At 72.8% G+C, this 14,564-nt stretch carries 14 protein-coding genes; 5 read left to right on the top strand and 9 right to left on the bottom strand.

The genetic code is table 11. The annotated features are described in order from the left end of the window. Positions 1-23 precede the first annotated feature (23 nt). The 8 genes from SD460_RS30100 to SD460_RS30065 all read right to left on the bottom strand — a co-directional run bounded on the left by SD460_RS30100 (position 24) and on the right by SD460_RS30065 (position 7,748). The gene (locus SD460_RS30100) at positions 24-1,166 is read right to left on the bottom strand and encodes a M20 family metallopeptidase (RefSeq protein ID WP_318307056.1); all 1,143 of its coding nucleotides are present in this window, start codon (positions 1,164-1,166) and stop codon (positions 24-26) included. Next, positions 1,163-2,149, bottom strand: a complete 987-nt coding sequence (locus SD460_RS30095) for a ketopantoate reductase family protein (RefSeq protein ID WP_290053748.1) — start codon at positions 2,147-2,149, stop codon at positions 1,163-1,165. The genes SD460_RS30100 and SD460_RS30095 overlap by 4 nt, the downstream gene beginning before the upstream one ends. After that, entirely contained in the window at positions 2,142-2,921 is a 780-nt protein-coding gene (locus SD460_RS30090; RefSeq protein ID WP_318307055.1) for an SDR family NAD(P)-dependent oxidoreductase, read from the bottom strand. The genes SD460_RS30095 and SD460_RS30090 overlap by 8 nt, the downstream gene beginning before the upstream one ends. Then, positions 2,921-4,204 carry an MFS transporter gene (locus SD460_RS30085; RefSeq protein WP_290053742.1) on the bottom strand — a complete coding sequence of 428 codons (1,284 nt, stop codon included), beginning with the start codon at positions 4,202-4,204 and terminating at the stop codon, positions 2,921-2,923. The genes SD460_RS30090 and SD460_RS30085 overlap by 1 nt, the downstream gene beginning before the upstream one ends. Beyond that, entirely contained in the window at positions 4,201-5,088 is an 888-nt protein-coding gene (locus tag SD460_RS30080) for a polysaccharide deacetylase family protein (protein ID WP_290053739.1), read from the bottom strand. Before SD460_RS30080 ends, SD460_RS30085 begins: the two co-directional genes overlap by 4 nt. After that, positions 5,085-6,092 (bottom strand): Lrp/AsnC family transcriptional regulator, encoded by a 1,008-nt coding sequence (locus SD460_RS30075; protein WP_438860578.1) that lies wholly within the window; start codon positions 6,090-6,092, stop codon positions 5,085-5,087. Before SD460_RS30075 ends, SD460_RS30080 begins: the two co-directional genes overlap by 4 nt. 73 nt (positions 6,093-6,165) lie before the next feature. Next, a complete protein-coding gene (locus SD460_RS30070; protein WP_290053734.1) occupies positions 6,166-7,101 on the bottom strand; it encodes a carbohydrate kinase family protein in 936 nt (311 codons plus the stop codon). After that, entirely contained in the window at positions 7,098-7,748 is a 651-nt protein-coding gene (locus SD460_RS30065; RefSeq protein WP_290053733.1) for a class II aldolase/adducin family protein, read from the bottom strand. The genes SD460_RS30070 and SD460_RS30065 overlap by 4 nt, the downstream gene beginning before the upstream one ends. Before the next feature lie 54 nt (positions 7,749-7,802). Here SD460_RS30065 and SD460_RS30060 point away from each other — a divergent pair, with 54 nt between their 5' ends. Beyond that, positions 7,803-8,411 (top strand): TetR/AcrR family transcriptional regulator, encoded by a 609-nt coding sequence (locus tag SD460_RS30060; protein WP_290053730.1) that lies wholly within the window; start codon positions 7,803-7,805, stop codon positions 8,409-8,411. 30 nt (positions 8,412-8,441) lie between these two features. On the opposite strand, the gene SD460_RS30055 is transcribed toward SD460_RS30060, so the two are convergent. Continuing rightward, positions 8,442-9,473, bottom strand: coding sequence for a LacI family DNA-binding transcriptional regulator (locus tag SD460_RS30055; protein ID WP_290053727.1), 1,032 nt, complete (start codon positions 9,471-9,473; stop codon positions 8,442-8,444). A 169-nt stretch (positions 9,474-9,642) separates the two neighbouring features. On the opposite strand from SD460_RS30055, the gene SD460_RS30050 reads away from it, so the two are divergent. Genes SD460_RS30050 through SD460_RS30035 form a run of 4 tightly spaced genes read left to right on the top strand, consistent with a single transcriptional unit; the run spans position 9,643 to position 14,562 of the window. After that, positions 9,643-10,929 carry an ABC transporter substrate-binding protein gene (locus SD460_RS30050; RefSeq protein WP_290053723.1) on the top strand — a complete coding sequence of 429 codons (1,287 nt, stop codon included), beginning with the start codon at positions 9,643-9,645 and terminating at the stop codon, positions 10,927-10,929. A 2-nt stretch (positions 10,930-10,931) separates the two neighbouring features. After that, on the top strand, positions 10,932-11,858 hold the full coding sequence (locus tag SD460_RS30045) for a carbohydrate ABC transporter permease (protein ID WP_318307054.1): 927 nt from the start codon (positions 10,932-10,934) through the stop codon (positions 11,856-11,858). After that, positions 11,855-12,652, top strand: coding sequence for a carbohydrate ABC transporter permease (locus SD460_RS30040; RefSeq protein ID WP_290053718.1), 798 nt, complete (start codon positions 11,855-11,857; stop codon positions 12,650-12,652). Before SD460_RS30045 ends, SD460_RS30040 begins: the two co-directional genes overlap by 4 nt. Positions 12,653-12,681: 29 nt before the next feature. Further along, the gene (locus SD460_RS30035; RefSeq protein WP_318307053.1) at positions 12,682-14,562 is read left to right on the top strand and encodes a glycoside hydrolase family 127 protein; all 1,881 of its coding nucleotides are present in this window, start codon (positions 12,682-12,684) and stop codon (positions 14,560-14,562) included. Positions 14,563-14,564 lie beyond the last annotated feature (2 nt).

Below are 14,564 nucleotides of genomic sequence, written 5' to 3'. Positions count from 1 at the left end.
GTCATTCAAGACATCGCGGCCGGCTACCCGGCGGCCAGGCGGTGCAGGACGGCCGCCGCGAGGGCGGTGCGCTCCAGTGTGCCCTCGATGCTGATGTGCTCGTGGCGCGCGTGCGCGCCGTCGCCGACCGCGCCGAAGCCGTCGAGGACCGGGTGGCCCAGTGCGGCCGCGAAGTTGCCGTCGCTCGCGCCGCCCACCGAACACTCCCTCAGCGTGACGCCCAGCTCCGCCGCCTCTTCGCGCGCCAGCTCGTACACCTGCGCGATGGCGGCCGAGCGTTCCATCACCGGCCGGTTCCAGCCGCCTTCGATCGTGAGCGACGCCCGCGGGTCGTGGGCCTTGAGCGCCGCCAGGCCCGCGTCGACGCGCGCGGCCTCCGCCTCGCTCGACACGCGGACGTCGATCTCGCCGGACGCCGCGCCCGCGATCACGTTGGTGCGGGTGCCGCCCTCGATCACGCCGACGTTGACCGTCGTGCCGGCTTCCGGATCGGACAGTCCGTGCAGCGTCAGGATCGCCCGCGCCAGTTCGTCGATCGCGCTCGCGCCCTTCGCCGGGTCGAGGCCCGCGTGCGCCTCGACGCCCGTCGCGCGGACCCGGAAGATGCCGACGCCCTTGCGCGCGGTCTTCACCGCGCCGTCGGCGCTGGCCTCGAACACCAGCGTGGCGCGGGTGCCCGCGGCGGCCTCCTCGATCACCGGCCGCGACGCCGGGCTGCCGATCTCCTCGTCGCCGTTGAGGACCAGCCGCACGGCGGGGCGGGGGAGCCCGGCGGCGTCGAGCGCGCGCAGCGCCCACACCGCGTGCACCAGGCCCGACTTCATGTCGAAGATCCCCGGCCCGGTCGCGCGGTCGCCGTCCACGGTGAACGGCCATTCCGCCAGCGTGCCCAGCGGCCACACGGTGTCGTAGTGGCAGAGCAGCAGCACCGGCTCGCCGGTGCCGGCGAAGTCGTAGACCTTGACGTCGCCGTACGGCCCGCCGTCGACGTCCCGGACGTGCTCGGGAGGGCCGAGCCGCTCGCGCAGCCAGCCGTCCACCCAGGACAGTCCACGGTCCAAAGCGGACTTGTCGTCACTGGGCGTCTCGATGCCGACGTAGGCGGCGATGTCGGCGACGAGGTCGTCGCGGTGCGCGCGCACCCACTCGTGCAGTTCCCGGATCACAGCGCTCGCTCCAGTTCGGTCAGGTGGTCTTCGGACATCGCGACGGCGCCGGTTTCGACGTCCCGCAGCCGGGCGAGCACCGCGCGCAGCAACGGAACCGGCGCTTCCGCGAGCACGGGCGCGTAGTGGTGGTGGACCTCGACCGGCCGGTGCCGCACGGCGATGTCCCGCCAGATGCCGCTGCGGTCCTTCGGCTGGGTCCGCAGCCACGCGATCAGGCGGTCGGTCGCTTCCTCGCGGCCGGTCGCGCCGGGCAGGTAGGCCGCCGGGTCGAACTGGTCGAACGCCTCCAGCGTGCGGTCGCCGGCCGCGGCGAAGACCTCGGCCGTCAGCGCGTGCATCAGCGGCCGGTGCCGGTCGATCAGGTCGGCCATCGGCGCGTCGGCGAGCGCGGTCGTCGTGAGCATCGCGCCGAACCCGAGCTTCGCCCACAGGTAGCCCTCGACGTTGGCGGTCGCCTTCGCCGGGCCCCACGCCTGCAGGTCCGCCACGACCTCCTCGACCCGTGGCGTGATCCGGCCGTCGGGCTCGCCGACGACCAGCGCGCCGAGGCCGCCGTCGCGCACGACGCCGGGCCCGACGACGTCGGCGAACAGGTTCACGAACGCGCCGACCGTCCGATCCGGACCGACGCGGGAGGCGATCAGGGGCTCGTTGAGCCCGTTCTGCAGGGACACCACGAAGCCGTCTTCCGCCAGCCGCGGCGCCAGCCAGTCCAGCGCGGCCGCGGTGGCCTGGGCCTTGACCGCCAGCAGGACCCGGCCGAGGACCGGCGGGGCGTCCGCCGGCCCGGACGCGGGCAGCTCGACGGTTTCGTCGCCGTCCGGGCGGCGCAGCGTGAGGCCGTGGACGTCGATCGCGGCCACGTGCGCCGGGTCGGTGTCCACGATGGACACCGGGTGGCCCGCGCGCGCGAGGTGGAACGCGAGCGTCCCGCCGATCGCGCCGCCGCCGACGACGGTGTACGAGCGCCGGTCAGACATGCGCTTCCTTTCCATGTTGCACCGGGGTTTCCCCGGTCCAGTGCAGGGGCAGGCCCGCCGCGCCCGCCGTGGACCCGCCGTCGACGCGCAGGACCGCGCCGGTGATCCACGCCGCCTCGGGACCGGCGAGCCAGAACACGGCGTCGGCGACTTCCCGCGGCTCGCCGCGGCGGCCGAGCGGGTTCACCGACACCGCGGCCGCGTAGGCCTCGGTGACCGGGTTGGCCTCGCTGTCCACGGTGACGAACCCGGGGCTGACGGCGTTCACGCGGACGCCGTGCGGGCCGAGTTCCACCGCGCACGCCTTCGTGGCCATCTCCAGCGCGGCCTTCGACGTCGCGTAGTGCGCGGCGCCGGGCCGCGCCCGGGTCGCCGCGCCGGAGGAGATGTTGACGACCGCGCCGGGCGTACCGGCCTTCGCGTGCGCGCGGCCGAACGCGACGGTGGTGAGCAGCGCGGCGCGGACGTTGACGTCCTGCACGCGGTCCCACGTGGCCGCCGTCATCTCCAGCAGGGGAGTGGCGGGGTAGATCCCGGCCGCGTTGACGAGGACGTCGACCGGGCCGGCCCGCTCGACGAGTCCCTCGGCGAACTCCGCGTCCGCGAGGTCGCCGGGGAGCTCGACGACGCCGGTGCCCAGCCGTGCGGCCACTGTGGACAGTTCCGCCGGGCGGAGGTCGGCCAGGACGAGCCGGTCGCCCGCGGCCGCGAACCGGGCGGCGATCGCCGCGCCGATCCCGCCGCCGGCGCCGGTGACGAGCACGGTCCGCACTACAGCTCCTTCCCCTTGGTCTCCGGCATGGTCAGGTAGACCGCGACGCCGATGAGGGCGGCCACGGCCACGTAGACCCACACCAGGTGGCCGAGGTGGTTCGCGGTGAGCCAGGTCGTCACGTACGGGGCGGTGCCGCCGAAGATCGCCACCGCGAGGGCGTAGGGCAGGCCGATGCCGGTGGTGCGCACCTCGGCCGGGAACTGCTCGGCCATGATCACCGCGCAGTTCGCCGAGTAGCCGACGATCAGCACCAGCCCGATCAGCTCGACGGCGAAGACGCTCCAGAAGCTGTTGCCCAGGAAGTGGAACGCGGGCCAGGCGAACACCACGAACCCGGCGGCGAACGCGGTCATCGTCGTCTTGCGCCCGATCCGGTCCGACAGCAGGCCGCCGAACGGCAGCAGCGCGATGAACACGACCATGGCGAGGGTGTTGGCGAGCAGCGCCGTCTTGAGCGGGATGCCGGTGCTCAGGTGGGCGTAGGCCGGCATGTAGGAAACCCACACGTAGTAGATCAGCGTGCCGGCGATGGTGATGCCGGCCACGCGCAGGGCCGCGCCCGGGTGGTCGCGGAGCATCGCGACGAGCGGGTTGCGCCGCGGCTTCGCGGAAATCTTCGTGAACGCCTCGGTTTCGTGCACCGAGACGCGCAGCCACAAGCCGACCAGGCCGAGCAGCCCGGCGATGCCGAACGCGAGCCGCCAGCCCCAGCTGTGGAGAGCGCTTTCCGGCAACGTCGAGTTGAGGATCGTGCCCATCAGGGCGGCGATCAGCGAACCCAGGCCGACCGAAACCTGCTGCCACGAACCGGCGAACGCGCGCCGCCCGGGCGCCGCGGATTCGATGAGGAACGCCGACGACGAGCCGAACTCGCCGCCCGCCGAGAAGCCCTGCACGAGCCGGGCGAGCAGCAGCACGATCGGGGCCAGCACGCCGATCTGCGCGTACGTCGGGCACAGCGCGATGACGATCGACGCGCCGGCCATCAGCGAGATGGTGAGCGTCAGGCCCTTCTTGCGGCCCTTCCGGTCGGCGTACGCGCCGAGCACCGCGCCGCCGATCGGGCGCATGACGAACCCGACGGCGAACACGGCCAAAGTGGACAGCAGTGCGGTGGTTTCGTTGCCCCCGGCGAAGAACTGGCCGGCGAAGACGGGGGCGAAGGTCGCGTAGACGGCCCAGTCGACCCACTCGACGGTGTTGCCGACGGCACCGGCGACGATCGCCTTGCGCTGCTGCGCCGTCAGCCGGTGGCTCACGACGGTGTCCACAGTGGTCATGCTTGCTCCCGGAGGACGTGCTCGGTGATCTGGGCGTGCGTGGCGTACCAGACGCCGTCGTGGCCGCCGATGTGGTCGAGCAGTTCGGCCAGGATCGCGATCCGGGACCGGTGCCCGATGATGTGCGGGTGCATGGTGAGCTGGAAGATCCCGCCTTCGGCGTACGCGGCGTCGAACTCGTCGCGCCAGATCGAGAGCACCCCGCGCGGCGGGGTGTAGGGCCGCAGCGACGCGAACCGGTCCATCATGAAGTACGGTGCGTCGTCGCGGATCCACTCGACCGGCAGCTCGACGATCCCGGTGGGCTCACCGTGTTCGAGGAGTTCGTAGCAGTCGTCGTCGGCCATCAGCGACGAGTCGTAGGTCAGGCCGAGCTCGCGGGTGATGGCGAGGGTGTGCGCGGAGAAGTCCCACGACGGCGTCCGGATGCCCACCGGCCGGGTGCCCGCCAGGCGTTCCAGCACGTCGGCGGCGCGGAAGGCGAGGTCGCGCTCCTCGGTCTCGGTGAGCGCGGTGTTGCGTTCGTGGATCCAGCCGTGCAGCGCCACTTCGTGCCCGGCGTCCACATAGGACTTCACTTCGCCGTCGTGCAGCAGCGCCGACACGGCGGGCACGAAGAACGACGCGGGTGCGTCGTGCCGCTGCAGGAGCTTCAAGATGCGGGGGACGCCGACGCGGGCGCCGTACTCGCCCTGCGCCATCTTGCCGGGCAGGACTTCGCCGTCGCGCAGCGCGGGTGTCTCGTGGTCGGAGTCGAAGGACAGCGCCACCGCCACCTTCGCGCCGCCGGGCCACGCGGCCGGGCGCAGCGGGCGCCCGGCGCGGACGTGCTCGACGTGCCCACGCCAGGTCGCTTCGTCCCACTGCCACGGTTGTCCGGTCATGCGTCCTCCAGCTTGGCGGCGGGCGTCGGGGCCCACGCGCGCTTGAGCGTCGAAACCTGCAGGGTCACGTCGGCTTCCCGGAGCCCGGGCAGCGCGCCGACGACGTCGGTGGTGTGCCGGTACAGCTCGCCGTAGTGCCGCAGCACGATCTGGCCGACGAGGTTGAACCGGCCGGTGGTGGCCGAGAGGTACTTGGTGCCGGGGTGCGCGGCGAGCTGCTGGCCGGCGCGGTCGAGCTCGCCGGGGACGACCGAGAGCCAGAGCATGAATTCGAGGGCGTAGCCGAACATGGACGGCTCGGCGAGCGTCCGGAACCGCAGGCAGCCGCGGCGCACCAGCGAATCGACGCGGCGGGCCACGGTGGACTCGCTGGTGCCGGCCAGTTTGGACACTTCCTTGAACGGGACCCGCGCGTCTTCGCCCAGCGCGGCGCAGATCGCGAGGTCCAGCTCGTCGAGCTGCTCGGGCGGGCGCTCCCAGTGCTGCTCTTCGAACGGCCGGACCTCCCCGCCGCGCAGCTCGGCGACGGCTTCACGGCTCAGCTCGCCGGAATCCCAGTCGTGGTTGGAGGTGAACGTCCGCATCACGGCGAAGGTCTCGGCGCCGCGGACGTCCCCCTCGCCGGGGAAGCCGTTTTCCTGCAGCCGCGCGATGTCGCGATAGGAGGGCAGGACGAACTCGGCTGAGCAGTCGGCGCTGCCGGCGAGCACGGTGGCGTACCGCACCTCGGGCCGCGCGGCGAGCGCCTCGGCCACGCGGGCGGCGGTACCGGGCCGGCACCGCAGCCGCGTGAGCACCGGCACGCCGAGGCCGCACCGCAGCACGTCCACGACCCCGATCACCCGGAGCCGCCCGCTGTCGGTGAGCTGCGCGGCCCGCCGCAGGACGGTGGACTCGCTCGCCCCGACGTGCCGCGCGATGGCGCCCCACGACGCCCGGCCGTTGAGCTGCAGGGCCGCGACGATGCGCCGGTCCAGTTCGGGTGCTTTGCCTTCGATCCGCACGAGAGGCATCTTGAATGCGGGAAATCGTCAAGTCAAGGGGTGTCGATGCAGGAATTCGTCACCCGGGGTCGCTTCAGGCGAGGGTGGAGGTGTCCGCGGCGAAGGTGTCGGCCGCGGCGAGGTCGAAGTCGCCGTGGTCGCTGCCGAGACCGCCGGCCACCAGTGCGGCCGCCGCGCTGCCCAGGACCGCCGCGTCGCGCAGGGATCGGCCGAGGCCCAGGCCTCGCAGGAAGCCCGCCGAGAACGCGTCGCCGCAGCCCGTCGTATCCACCACCGGTACGTCGAACGCCGGTACCGCGAGGGTATCGCCGGCCGTCACCACCAGCGCGCCGCGCGCACCCCGGGTGACGGCTACGCAGCCGACGCCCGCGTCGAGCAGTGCACGGGCACCGGCTTCGAGGGTGGCCGCGTTCGTCAAGCCCAGCAGCTGTTCTTCGTTCGGCAGCAGGTAGTCCACAAAGGACAACGCGGGCGCGAGCCACGCCAGCACGCCGGGGTCGCCGGGGGCGAGCAGGTCGGCCGACGTCACCACGCCCGCCGCGCGTGCCGGGGCGAGGATCTTCGCCGCCTTCTCCCCGCCCATCAGCTCCGGGCCGCCCAGGTGCAGGTGGGTCGCGCGGGCGATGTCCGGTGCCGGGGCGTCCGACGGCTCGTACGTCAGGTTCGCGCCGGGGACGTGGAAGGCGGGCCGGCTGCCGTCGGCTCGGATGGGCAGCACCGACGCCGACGTCTGCACGCTTTCCCGGCGCAGCACCAGGGACGTGTCGACGCCGTGGCGGGCGAGCATCGCCAGCAGCAGGTCGCCGACCGGGTCGGTGCCGATCGCGCCCGCCGTGCGGACCGTCGCGCCCAGCTTGGCCAGCGTGACCGCGGTGCCCGCGGCGGTGCCCGCCGGGCCGAACCGGATCTGCTCCACCAGGGTCGCGCCCTGGCCGTCCGGGATGGCCTCGACCGGGCGGACCTGCACGTCGAACACGTGCGCCCCGAGCGTCACGACCGTCTGTGTCATCGGCCGTACCCCCGGCGGACGGCCGCGGTCACGACGGCTTCCTGCTGCGCGGGGTCCAGGACCCGGGGCGCGCCGAGCGTCGCCGCCCGCACGTACAGCCCGCACGCCCATTCGAGCAGCAGCGCGTTGTCGACCGCGGCTTCGAGGGTCGGGCCGTGGGCGACCGCGCCGTGGTTGGCCAGCAGCGCCGCGGACTTGCCGTCGAGCGCCGTGAGGGTTCCCGCGGCCAGCTCCGGCGACCCGAAGACGGCGAACGGCACGACCCGGATCGCGCCGCCGAGGGCCAGCTGCTGGTAGTGGACGCAGGGCAGCTCGTCGAGCACCAGGGACACCGCCGTGGCCTGCGGGGAGTGGGTGTGCACCACCGCGCCCGCGTCGTAGCGCCGGTAGATCCCGAGGTGCAGCTCGAGTTCCGAGGTCGGGGCCCGCTCGCCGGCGACCACCTCGCCGTCCAGGTCGACGACCGTGACGTCGGCCGCCGTGGCCCGGCTCAGCACGACCCGGGTCGCGGTCACCGCCACGTGCTCGCCCACCCGGACGCTCACGTTGCCCGCGCTGCCGATGAGCAGGCCTTCGCCCGCGAGCCCGTGACAGGCCCTCGCCACCGACCGCCGTGCCTCGTCGAGCATCGAACTCGCGTCTGCCATGCGCCGAGGCTAGGATAAATACGAATCAAAGTCACGTTCAGGTTTGGGGAGCGGATGGCCGAGAGCCGGGTGCGCCGGGTACCGCGCCAAGCGCGCTCGCGGGAAAAGCTGGCCCGGGTGCTGGCGGCCGCCGACCGCCTGCTCGCCGAAGAAGGCGTCGAGGCGCTGACGACGACCCGCGTCGCCGCCGAGGCCGGTGTCTCGGTCGGGGCGCTCTACCAGTACCTGCCGGACCGCGAGGCGATCACCGAGGCGCTGGCCGAGGGCTACCTCGCCCGGCTGGAAGACCTGATGGACGCGTTCGCTGCGCGGGCGGAGCAGGAGACCTGGGACGACCCGGTCGGCCTGCTCGTCGACGCGTTCGCCGGGCTCTACCGCGCCGAGCCCGGGTTCCGCGCCCTGTGGTTCGGCCGCGGCCTCACCGACGGCGCCCGGGAAGCCGACCACGCCCACAAGCGCGTGATGGCGACCGGCGTGCACCGCATCCTGGTCGCACAGCGCTTGCTGCACGACGACTATGCGGCGGCGGTGGCGTGCCGCACGGCGTTCCTCGCCGCGGACGCCGTGCTCCAGGAAGCCTTCCGGGGCGACGGATCGCCCGAGCTCCTGGACCCGGTCAAGACGATGCTGCGGGCTTACCTCGGGCAGCTGCCCCGGCCGTAGCGACGAGGAACTCCTCGCCGCGGCCGTGCCTCAGGCGGTCGAATCCCGGACCACCAGCCGGCACGGGCGGGTGTGCCGCCCCGGTGAGGGCTCGCCGTTGATGGCCGCCAGGAGCATTTCGGCGGCGGTGCGCCCGAGGGTCTCCAGTTCCATGTCGACGCTCGTCAGCGGTGGCTGGCAGGCCGCCGCCATCACGTCCCAGTTGTCGAAGCCGACCAGTGCGACGTCGGCGGGGACGCGGTGCCCGGCCGCCTGCAGCGCGTCGGCGGTGCCGCGGGCGATCTGGTCGCTGCCGCAGAACACCGCGTCGAACGGCGCGTTCGCGCCGAGCAGCATCCGGGCCGCCTGCCGTCCCCAGGCTTCGCTCCACTCGCCGAACATCGGCGTGCCGGCCGGCTCGAGGCCGGCTTCCGCGAGCCGCTCGGTGGCGGCCGCGGCGCGGACCGTCGCCGAATGGTGGTGCTCGGGGCCGGTGATGTGGGCGACGCGGCGGCGTCCGGTGGCCAGGAGGTGCTCGACGGCCTTGCGGGCGCCGCCGGCTTCGTCGGGCACGACGGAGCAGTCGGCCGGGTCGGTCGAGCTGATGAACGCGTACACGACGGGGACGGGCAGCGCCGCGCCGATCGGCGGGCGGGCCTGGGTCCGGCGGCCGGTGACGATGATGCCGTCGACGCGGCGCGACAGCAGCGTGCGCAGGTAGTACTGCTCGCGGATCGGGTCGTCGCGGGCGTCGCAGAGGAAGACCGACATCTCGCCGGCGCCCAGCGCGTCCTCCGCGCCCATCAGCAGCGGGATGCTGAACCGGCCGATGGTGTCGGTGGTGATCATGCCGACGGTGTAGGTGCGGCCGGAGTTCAGGGTGACGGCCGCGCGGTTGGGCTGGAAGCCGAGCTGCCCGGCCGCGGCCAGCACCCGCTGCCGCGTCTCCGGGCGGAGCGACCCCCGGCCGTTCAGCGCCTTCGACGCGGTCCCGGCGGAGACGCCGGCCAGCAGTGCGACCTCGCTGATCGTGGCCGGCTTGGCGAGGTTTCCGGGAGTTTCCGAAAGTTTCCGCGGGGGCATGGTCGCACAGTACCTCCGGGGCTCGGCGATGACCAAAAGTAACGCCGTCGACTAGGAGTGACGAAGCCTTGACGGGCCGGCGAGCCAGAGCCTAGCGTGGTTAGGCAACCGGTTTCCTAAATTTCCCCGATTGCCTCCCGCAAGCAACGGCCTCCCGTTAGGAGAGTCGATGACTTCGCACGCCCGTTTCCTCGCCGCCGTCGCCGGTGCGCTGCTGCTCGCGGCCTGCCAGAGCGGCCCGGCCACCACCGCGGCGGGGGACACCGCGAGTGTGGACGACGGCACCACGATCACCATGTGGACCCGCTCGCCGACGGCCACCTTCAGCCAGACGCTGATCGACGCCTACAACGCGAGCCACCGGAACAAGGTGAAGCTGACGGTCTTCCCGGCCGACTCCTACCAGCAGAAGGTCGGCACCGCCGCCGGCGCCCGGCAGCTGCCGGACCTGCTGGCCGCCGATGTCGTCTACGCGCCCAACTACGCGGCGAAGGGCCTGTTCCTCGACGTCACCGCGCGCGTGAACCAGCTGCCGTTCAAGGGGACCCTCGCCGCGGCGCACGTGAAGGCGGCGACCTTCGAAGGCAAGCACTACGCGGTGCCGCACGACATCGACCTGTCCGCGTTGTTCTACAACAAGGTCCTCTTCACCCGCGCCGGCCTCGACCCGGCGAAACCGCCGTCCACAATGGACGAAGTGGTCGCGGCCGCCCGCAAGGTGACCGCGCTCGGCGGCGACGTCAAGGGCTACTTCTTCGGCGGCGCCTGCCCGGGCTGCCAGCTGTTCACCAGCTGGCCGATGATCTGGGCCTCCGGCGGCACGGTGCTCAACGAGCAGGGCACGGCGGCCACGCTCGACAACCCCCAGGCGGCGCAGGTCTACGCGCTGCTGCGGCGGATGTACACCGAAGGGCTCGTGCCGGCGTCGGCGAAGAACGAGTCCGGCCCGACCTGGACGCAGTCGTTCCTCGACGGGAAGATCGGCATCCAGCCGATGGGCGCCACCGCTTTGCAAGGCATCAAGGAAGGGCCGGACCTGCAGGTCGGTGTCGCCCCGATCCCCGGGCTGAAGGGTGGCAGCTCGTCGTTCGTCGGCGGGGACGTGCTCGGCGTCGGCAGCACCAGCGCGCACGCCGCGGCCGCGTGGGACTTCATCGCCTGGACGCTGACCGACCAGGCCCAGGTCGACGTCGTCGCGAAGAGCAAGAACATCACCGTCCGCGCCGACCTCGCCGACAACACCTACGCCCGGCAGGACCCGCGGCTCGGGGTGTTCAACCGGCTCGCGAGCCAGGGCCGGACGCCGATCTCGGTCAACTTCGGCAAGACGTTCAACGACACCACCGGTCCCTGGACGGCGACGGTGCTCGACGCCGTGTTCGGTAGCGGGGACGTCGGGGCGACCCTGAAACAGCACAACGCCGCCGTCACCGAGTCGCTCGCCAGCGGCAGCTGACGATGGTGTCGGTGGTCTCGTCCCGGGTCGCGGCGCCGGACACCCCGGCGCCGGACCCCCGCCGCCGCGGCTCGATCGCCCGGGGACGGCGGCGGCTGGGGATCGCCTACGCGACCCCGATGGCCGTGCTGGTCGCCGTCTTCTTCGTCGTCCCGCTCGGGCTGATGCTGTGGATGTCGGTCAACCACTGGCCGCTGGTCGGCGCGTCCGCGCCCAACGGCGTCGAGAACTTCGCCGCGCTGAGCGACCCGCTGTTCCTGCGTGCCGTCGGGTTCACGCTGAAGTACACCGCGGTCACCACCGTGGTGCTCGGGCTGGTCGCGTTCGGGCTGGCGCTGCTGGTCCAGCACGACCGGCCGGGCAGCGGCTTCGTCCGCACCGTGTTCTTCCTGCCGAGCGCGGTCGGTCTCGCGTCGACGAGCCTGCTGTTCTACGGCTTGTTCACCACCGACTCCTCGGCGCTCAACCAGGTCCTCGGCTTCCTCGGCCTCGGCCGGGTGGACTGGCTCGGCTCGGGAGGCAGCGCGCTCGGCTCGACCGTCGCGATGATCACCTGGCGGTTCGCCGGGTTCTACATGCTCATCCTGATGACCGGCCTCCAGTCCATCGACCCGGAGCTGTACGAGGCCGCCCGCATCGACGGCGCGAACCGGCGGCAGATCCTGTGGCGGGTGACGCTGCCGCTGCTGCGGCCGACCCTCGCGCTCGCGATGGTGCTGTCGCTGACCGGATCACTGCTCGCGTTCGACCAGTTCTTCATCCTGACCGGCGGACGGCACGACACCGCCACCGTCGTCATCGACATCTACCGCGAAGCGTTCCTGTCGCAGGACCTCGGCCGGGCGGCGGCGGTCTCGGTGGCGACGCTGGCCGTGCTGATCGTGCTGAACTTCGCGCAGCTGCGCCTGATCCGCCGGGAGGGCCGGTGATCCGGGGCGCGGGACGGCACGTCACGAGCGCGGCGCTGGCCGTGCTGTTCCTGCTGCCGCTGCTGTGGACGCTCCACTCGTCGCTCACCGGGCGGCAGGCCGGCGACTCCGGGACCGGCAACTACCGGCGGCTCGCCGATTATGGCAGCGGCCTCGGCACCTACCTGCTCAACACGACGGTGGTCGCCCTCGTCGCGGTGGGCGTCACCGTCGTGACGACCACGCTCGGCGGCTACGCGATGGCCCGCGTCGCGTTCCCCGGGCGCAACCTGCTCTTCCTGGTCACCCTCGCCATCCTGATGGTGCCCTACACGACGATCCTGGTGCCGCTGTACCTCCTGCTCGGGTGGCTCGGCCTGCAGAACTCGCTGCTCGGGCTCGGGCTGGTGCTGGCCGTGCTGCAGCTGCCGTTCGGGCTGTTCATGATGCGCAACTCCTTCGAGGCGCTGCCGATCGAGCTCGAGGAGGCCGCGCTGATCGACGGCTGCTCGGTCGGCGGCGCGCTGTGGCGGGTGCTGCTGCGCGGGGTGCTCCCCGGCATCGTCACCATCGCGTTGTTCTCGTTCCTGGCGGCGTGGAACGAGTTCGTCGCGCCGCTGATCTTCCTCACCGACGGGGAGAAGTTCACCCTGCCGGTCGCGCTGTTCAACCTCCAGTCCGGCAGCCTCGGCTCGGTCGACTTCGGGGCCCTGCAGGCGGGAGTGGTGGTCTCCGCCCTGCCGTGCGTGGCGGTCTTCCTCGTCCTGCAGCGGTACTACGTCCGCGGCTTCACCTCGGGAGCCCTCAAGGGCTGAGCCATCCCACGGCGTGACAGGAGCACTCGATGACCGAACGCATCCTCGGCCCCGTCCACCCGACGTCCGCCGCGACGGCCACCCTGCGGCCGCTCTTCCTCGGTGCCGTCACCTTTTCGCCAGGCAGCCTGCTCGGCGGCTGGCAGGAGCGCACCGCGACGCGGACGCTGCCGCACTGCGCCGAGCAGCTCGAAGCCGCGGGCGCGCTGGACAACTTCCGGCGGGTCACCGGCGAAGCCGACGGCGACCACCGGAACATGTGGTTCGCCGACAGCGACGTCTACAAGACCCTGGAAGCCGCGGCCTGGCAGCTGGGGCGGACCCCGGACGACGCCGAGCTGCGCGCGTTCCTCGAGACGACCGCCGCGCTGGTGGCCAAGGCGCAGGGGGACGACGGGTACCTCAACTCGTACTTCACCGTCGTGAAGCCGGAGCTGCGGTGGCGGGAGCTGCACTGGAGCCACGAGCTGTACTGCGCGGGCCACCTGATCCAGGCCGCCGTCGCCGCCGCGCGGGCCGGGGTGGGCGCACAGCTGGTCACGGTCGCCCGCCGGTTCGCGGACCTGATCGTCGAGCGGTTTTCGCGGGTGGACGACGTCGACGGGCACCCGGAGATCGAGACGGCACTGGTCGAGCTGTACCGGGTGACCGGCCACCGGCCCTACCTCGACCTGGCGAAACGATTCCTCGACCTGCGCGGCCACGGCCTGCTCGACGGCGGGCGGTTCGGCTCGCGGTACCTGCAGGACCACGAGCCGGTCCGGACCGCCGGCGAGGTCGCCGGGCACGTGGTGCGCCAGCTGTACCTGCTCGCCGGGGTCGTGGATGTCGCCGTCGAGACCCGCGACGACGAGCTGCTCGACGCCGCCCGGCGGCTCTGGGCCGACGCGTTCGGCACCAGGACCTACCTCACCGGCGCCCAGGGCTCCCGCCATCGCGACGAGGCGTTCGGCGACCCGTACGAGCTGCCGCCCGACCGCGCGTACGGCGAGACGTGCGCGGCGATCGCGAGCTTCCACTGGAACTGGCGCCTGCTGCTGGCCACCGGTGAGGGCAAGTACGCCGACGAGATGGAACGCGTGCTGTACAACGCGATCGCGGGCTCGACCGCGCTCGACGGCACGCACTTCTTCTACGCCAACCCGCTGCACCTGCGGACCGGCCACGACGGTTCGCACGAGGACGCACCGTCGCACCGGCTCCCGTGGTATTCGTGCGCCTGCTGCCCGCCCAACCTCGCCCGGCTCGTCGCGTCGCTGTCCGGCTACGTCGCCACGACCGACCCGGGCGGGCTCCAGGTGCACCTCTACGCCGACGGCACGCTCCAGACCACTGTGGACGGTGCCGAAGTCCGGGTCGTCACGCGCACCGGGTACCCGTGGGACGGCCGGGTCGAGATCTCCGTGACCACGGACGCCGCGCTCACGCTGAGCCTGCGGATCCCGGGCTGGGCGGCCGGGGCGCTGGTCGACGGCGTGCCCGCGGAAGTTCACGACGGCTACGCCGCGGTGCGCCGGGACTGGACGGCCGGAGCCACGGTGGTCCTCGATCTCCCGATGCCCGCCCGTCTGGTGCGGCCGCACCCCCGGATCGACGCCGTGCGCGGCTGCGTCGCCGTGACGCGCGGCCCGCTCGTCTACTGCCTGGAGCAGGCCGACCTGCCGGCCGGGGTGACCCTGGAGGACGTCCGGCTCGACGTCGGCGCGCCGCTGGTCGCCGGGCGGCTGCCGGACGTGCCGGTGACCCTCGCGGCGCGCGGGCGGGTCGAGACACCCGCGTCGGACGAGCTGTACCCCGCCGAGGCCGAGGAGCCGCACGGCGAACCGATCGAGCTGACCGCCATCCCGTATTTCCTGTGGGGCAACCGGGAACCCGGCCCGATGCGGGTCTGGCTCCCGGTCGCCCGGTGACC

Source organism: Amycolatopsis solani (assembly GCF_033441515.1).
Lineage (GTDB): Bacteria > Actinomycetota > Actinomycetes > Mycobacteriales > Pseudonocardiaceae > Amycolatopsis > Amycolatopsis solani.
This window is presented reverse-complemented; position numbering and strand designations above follow the sequence as displayed.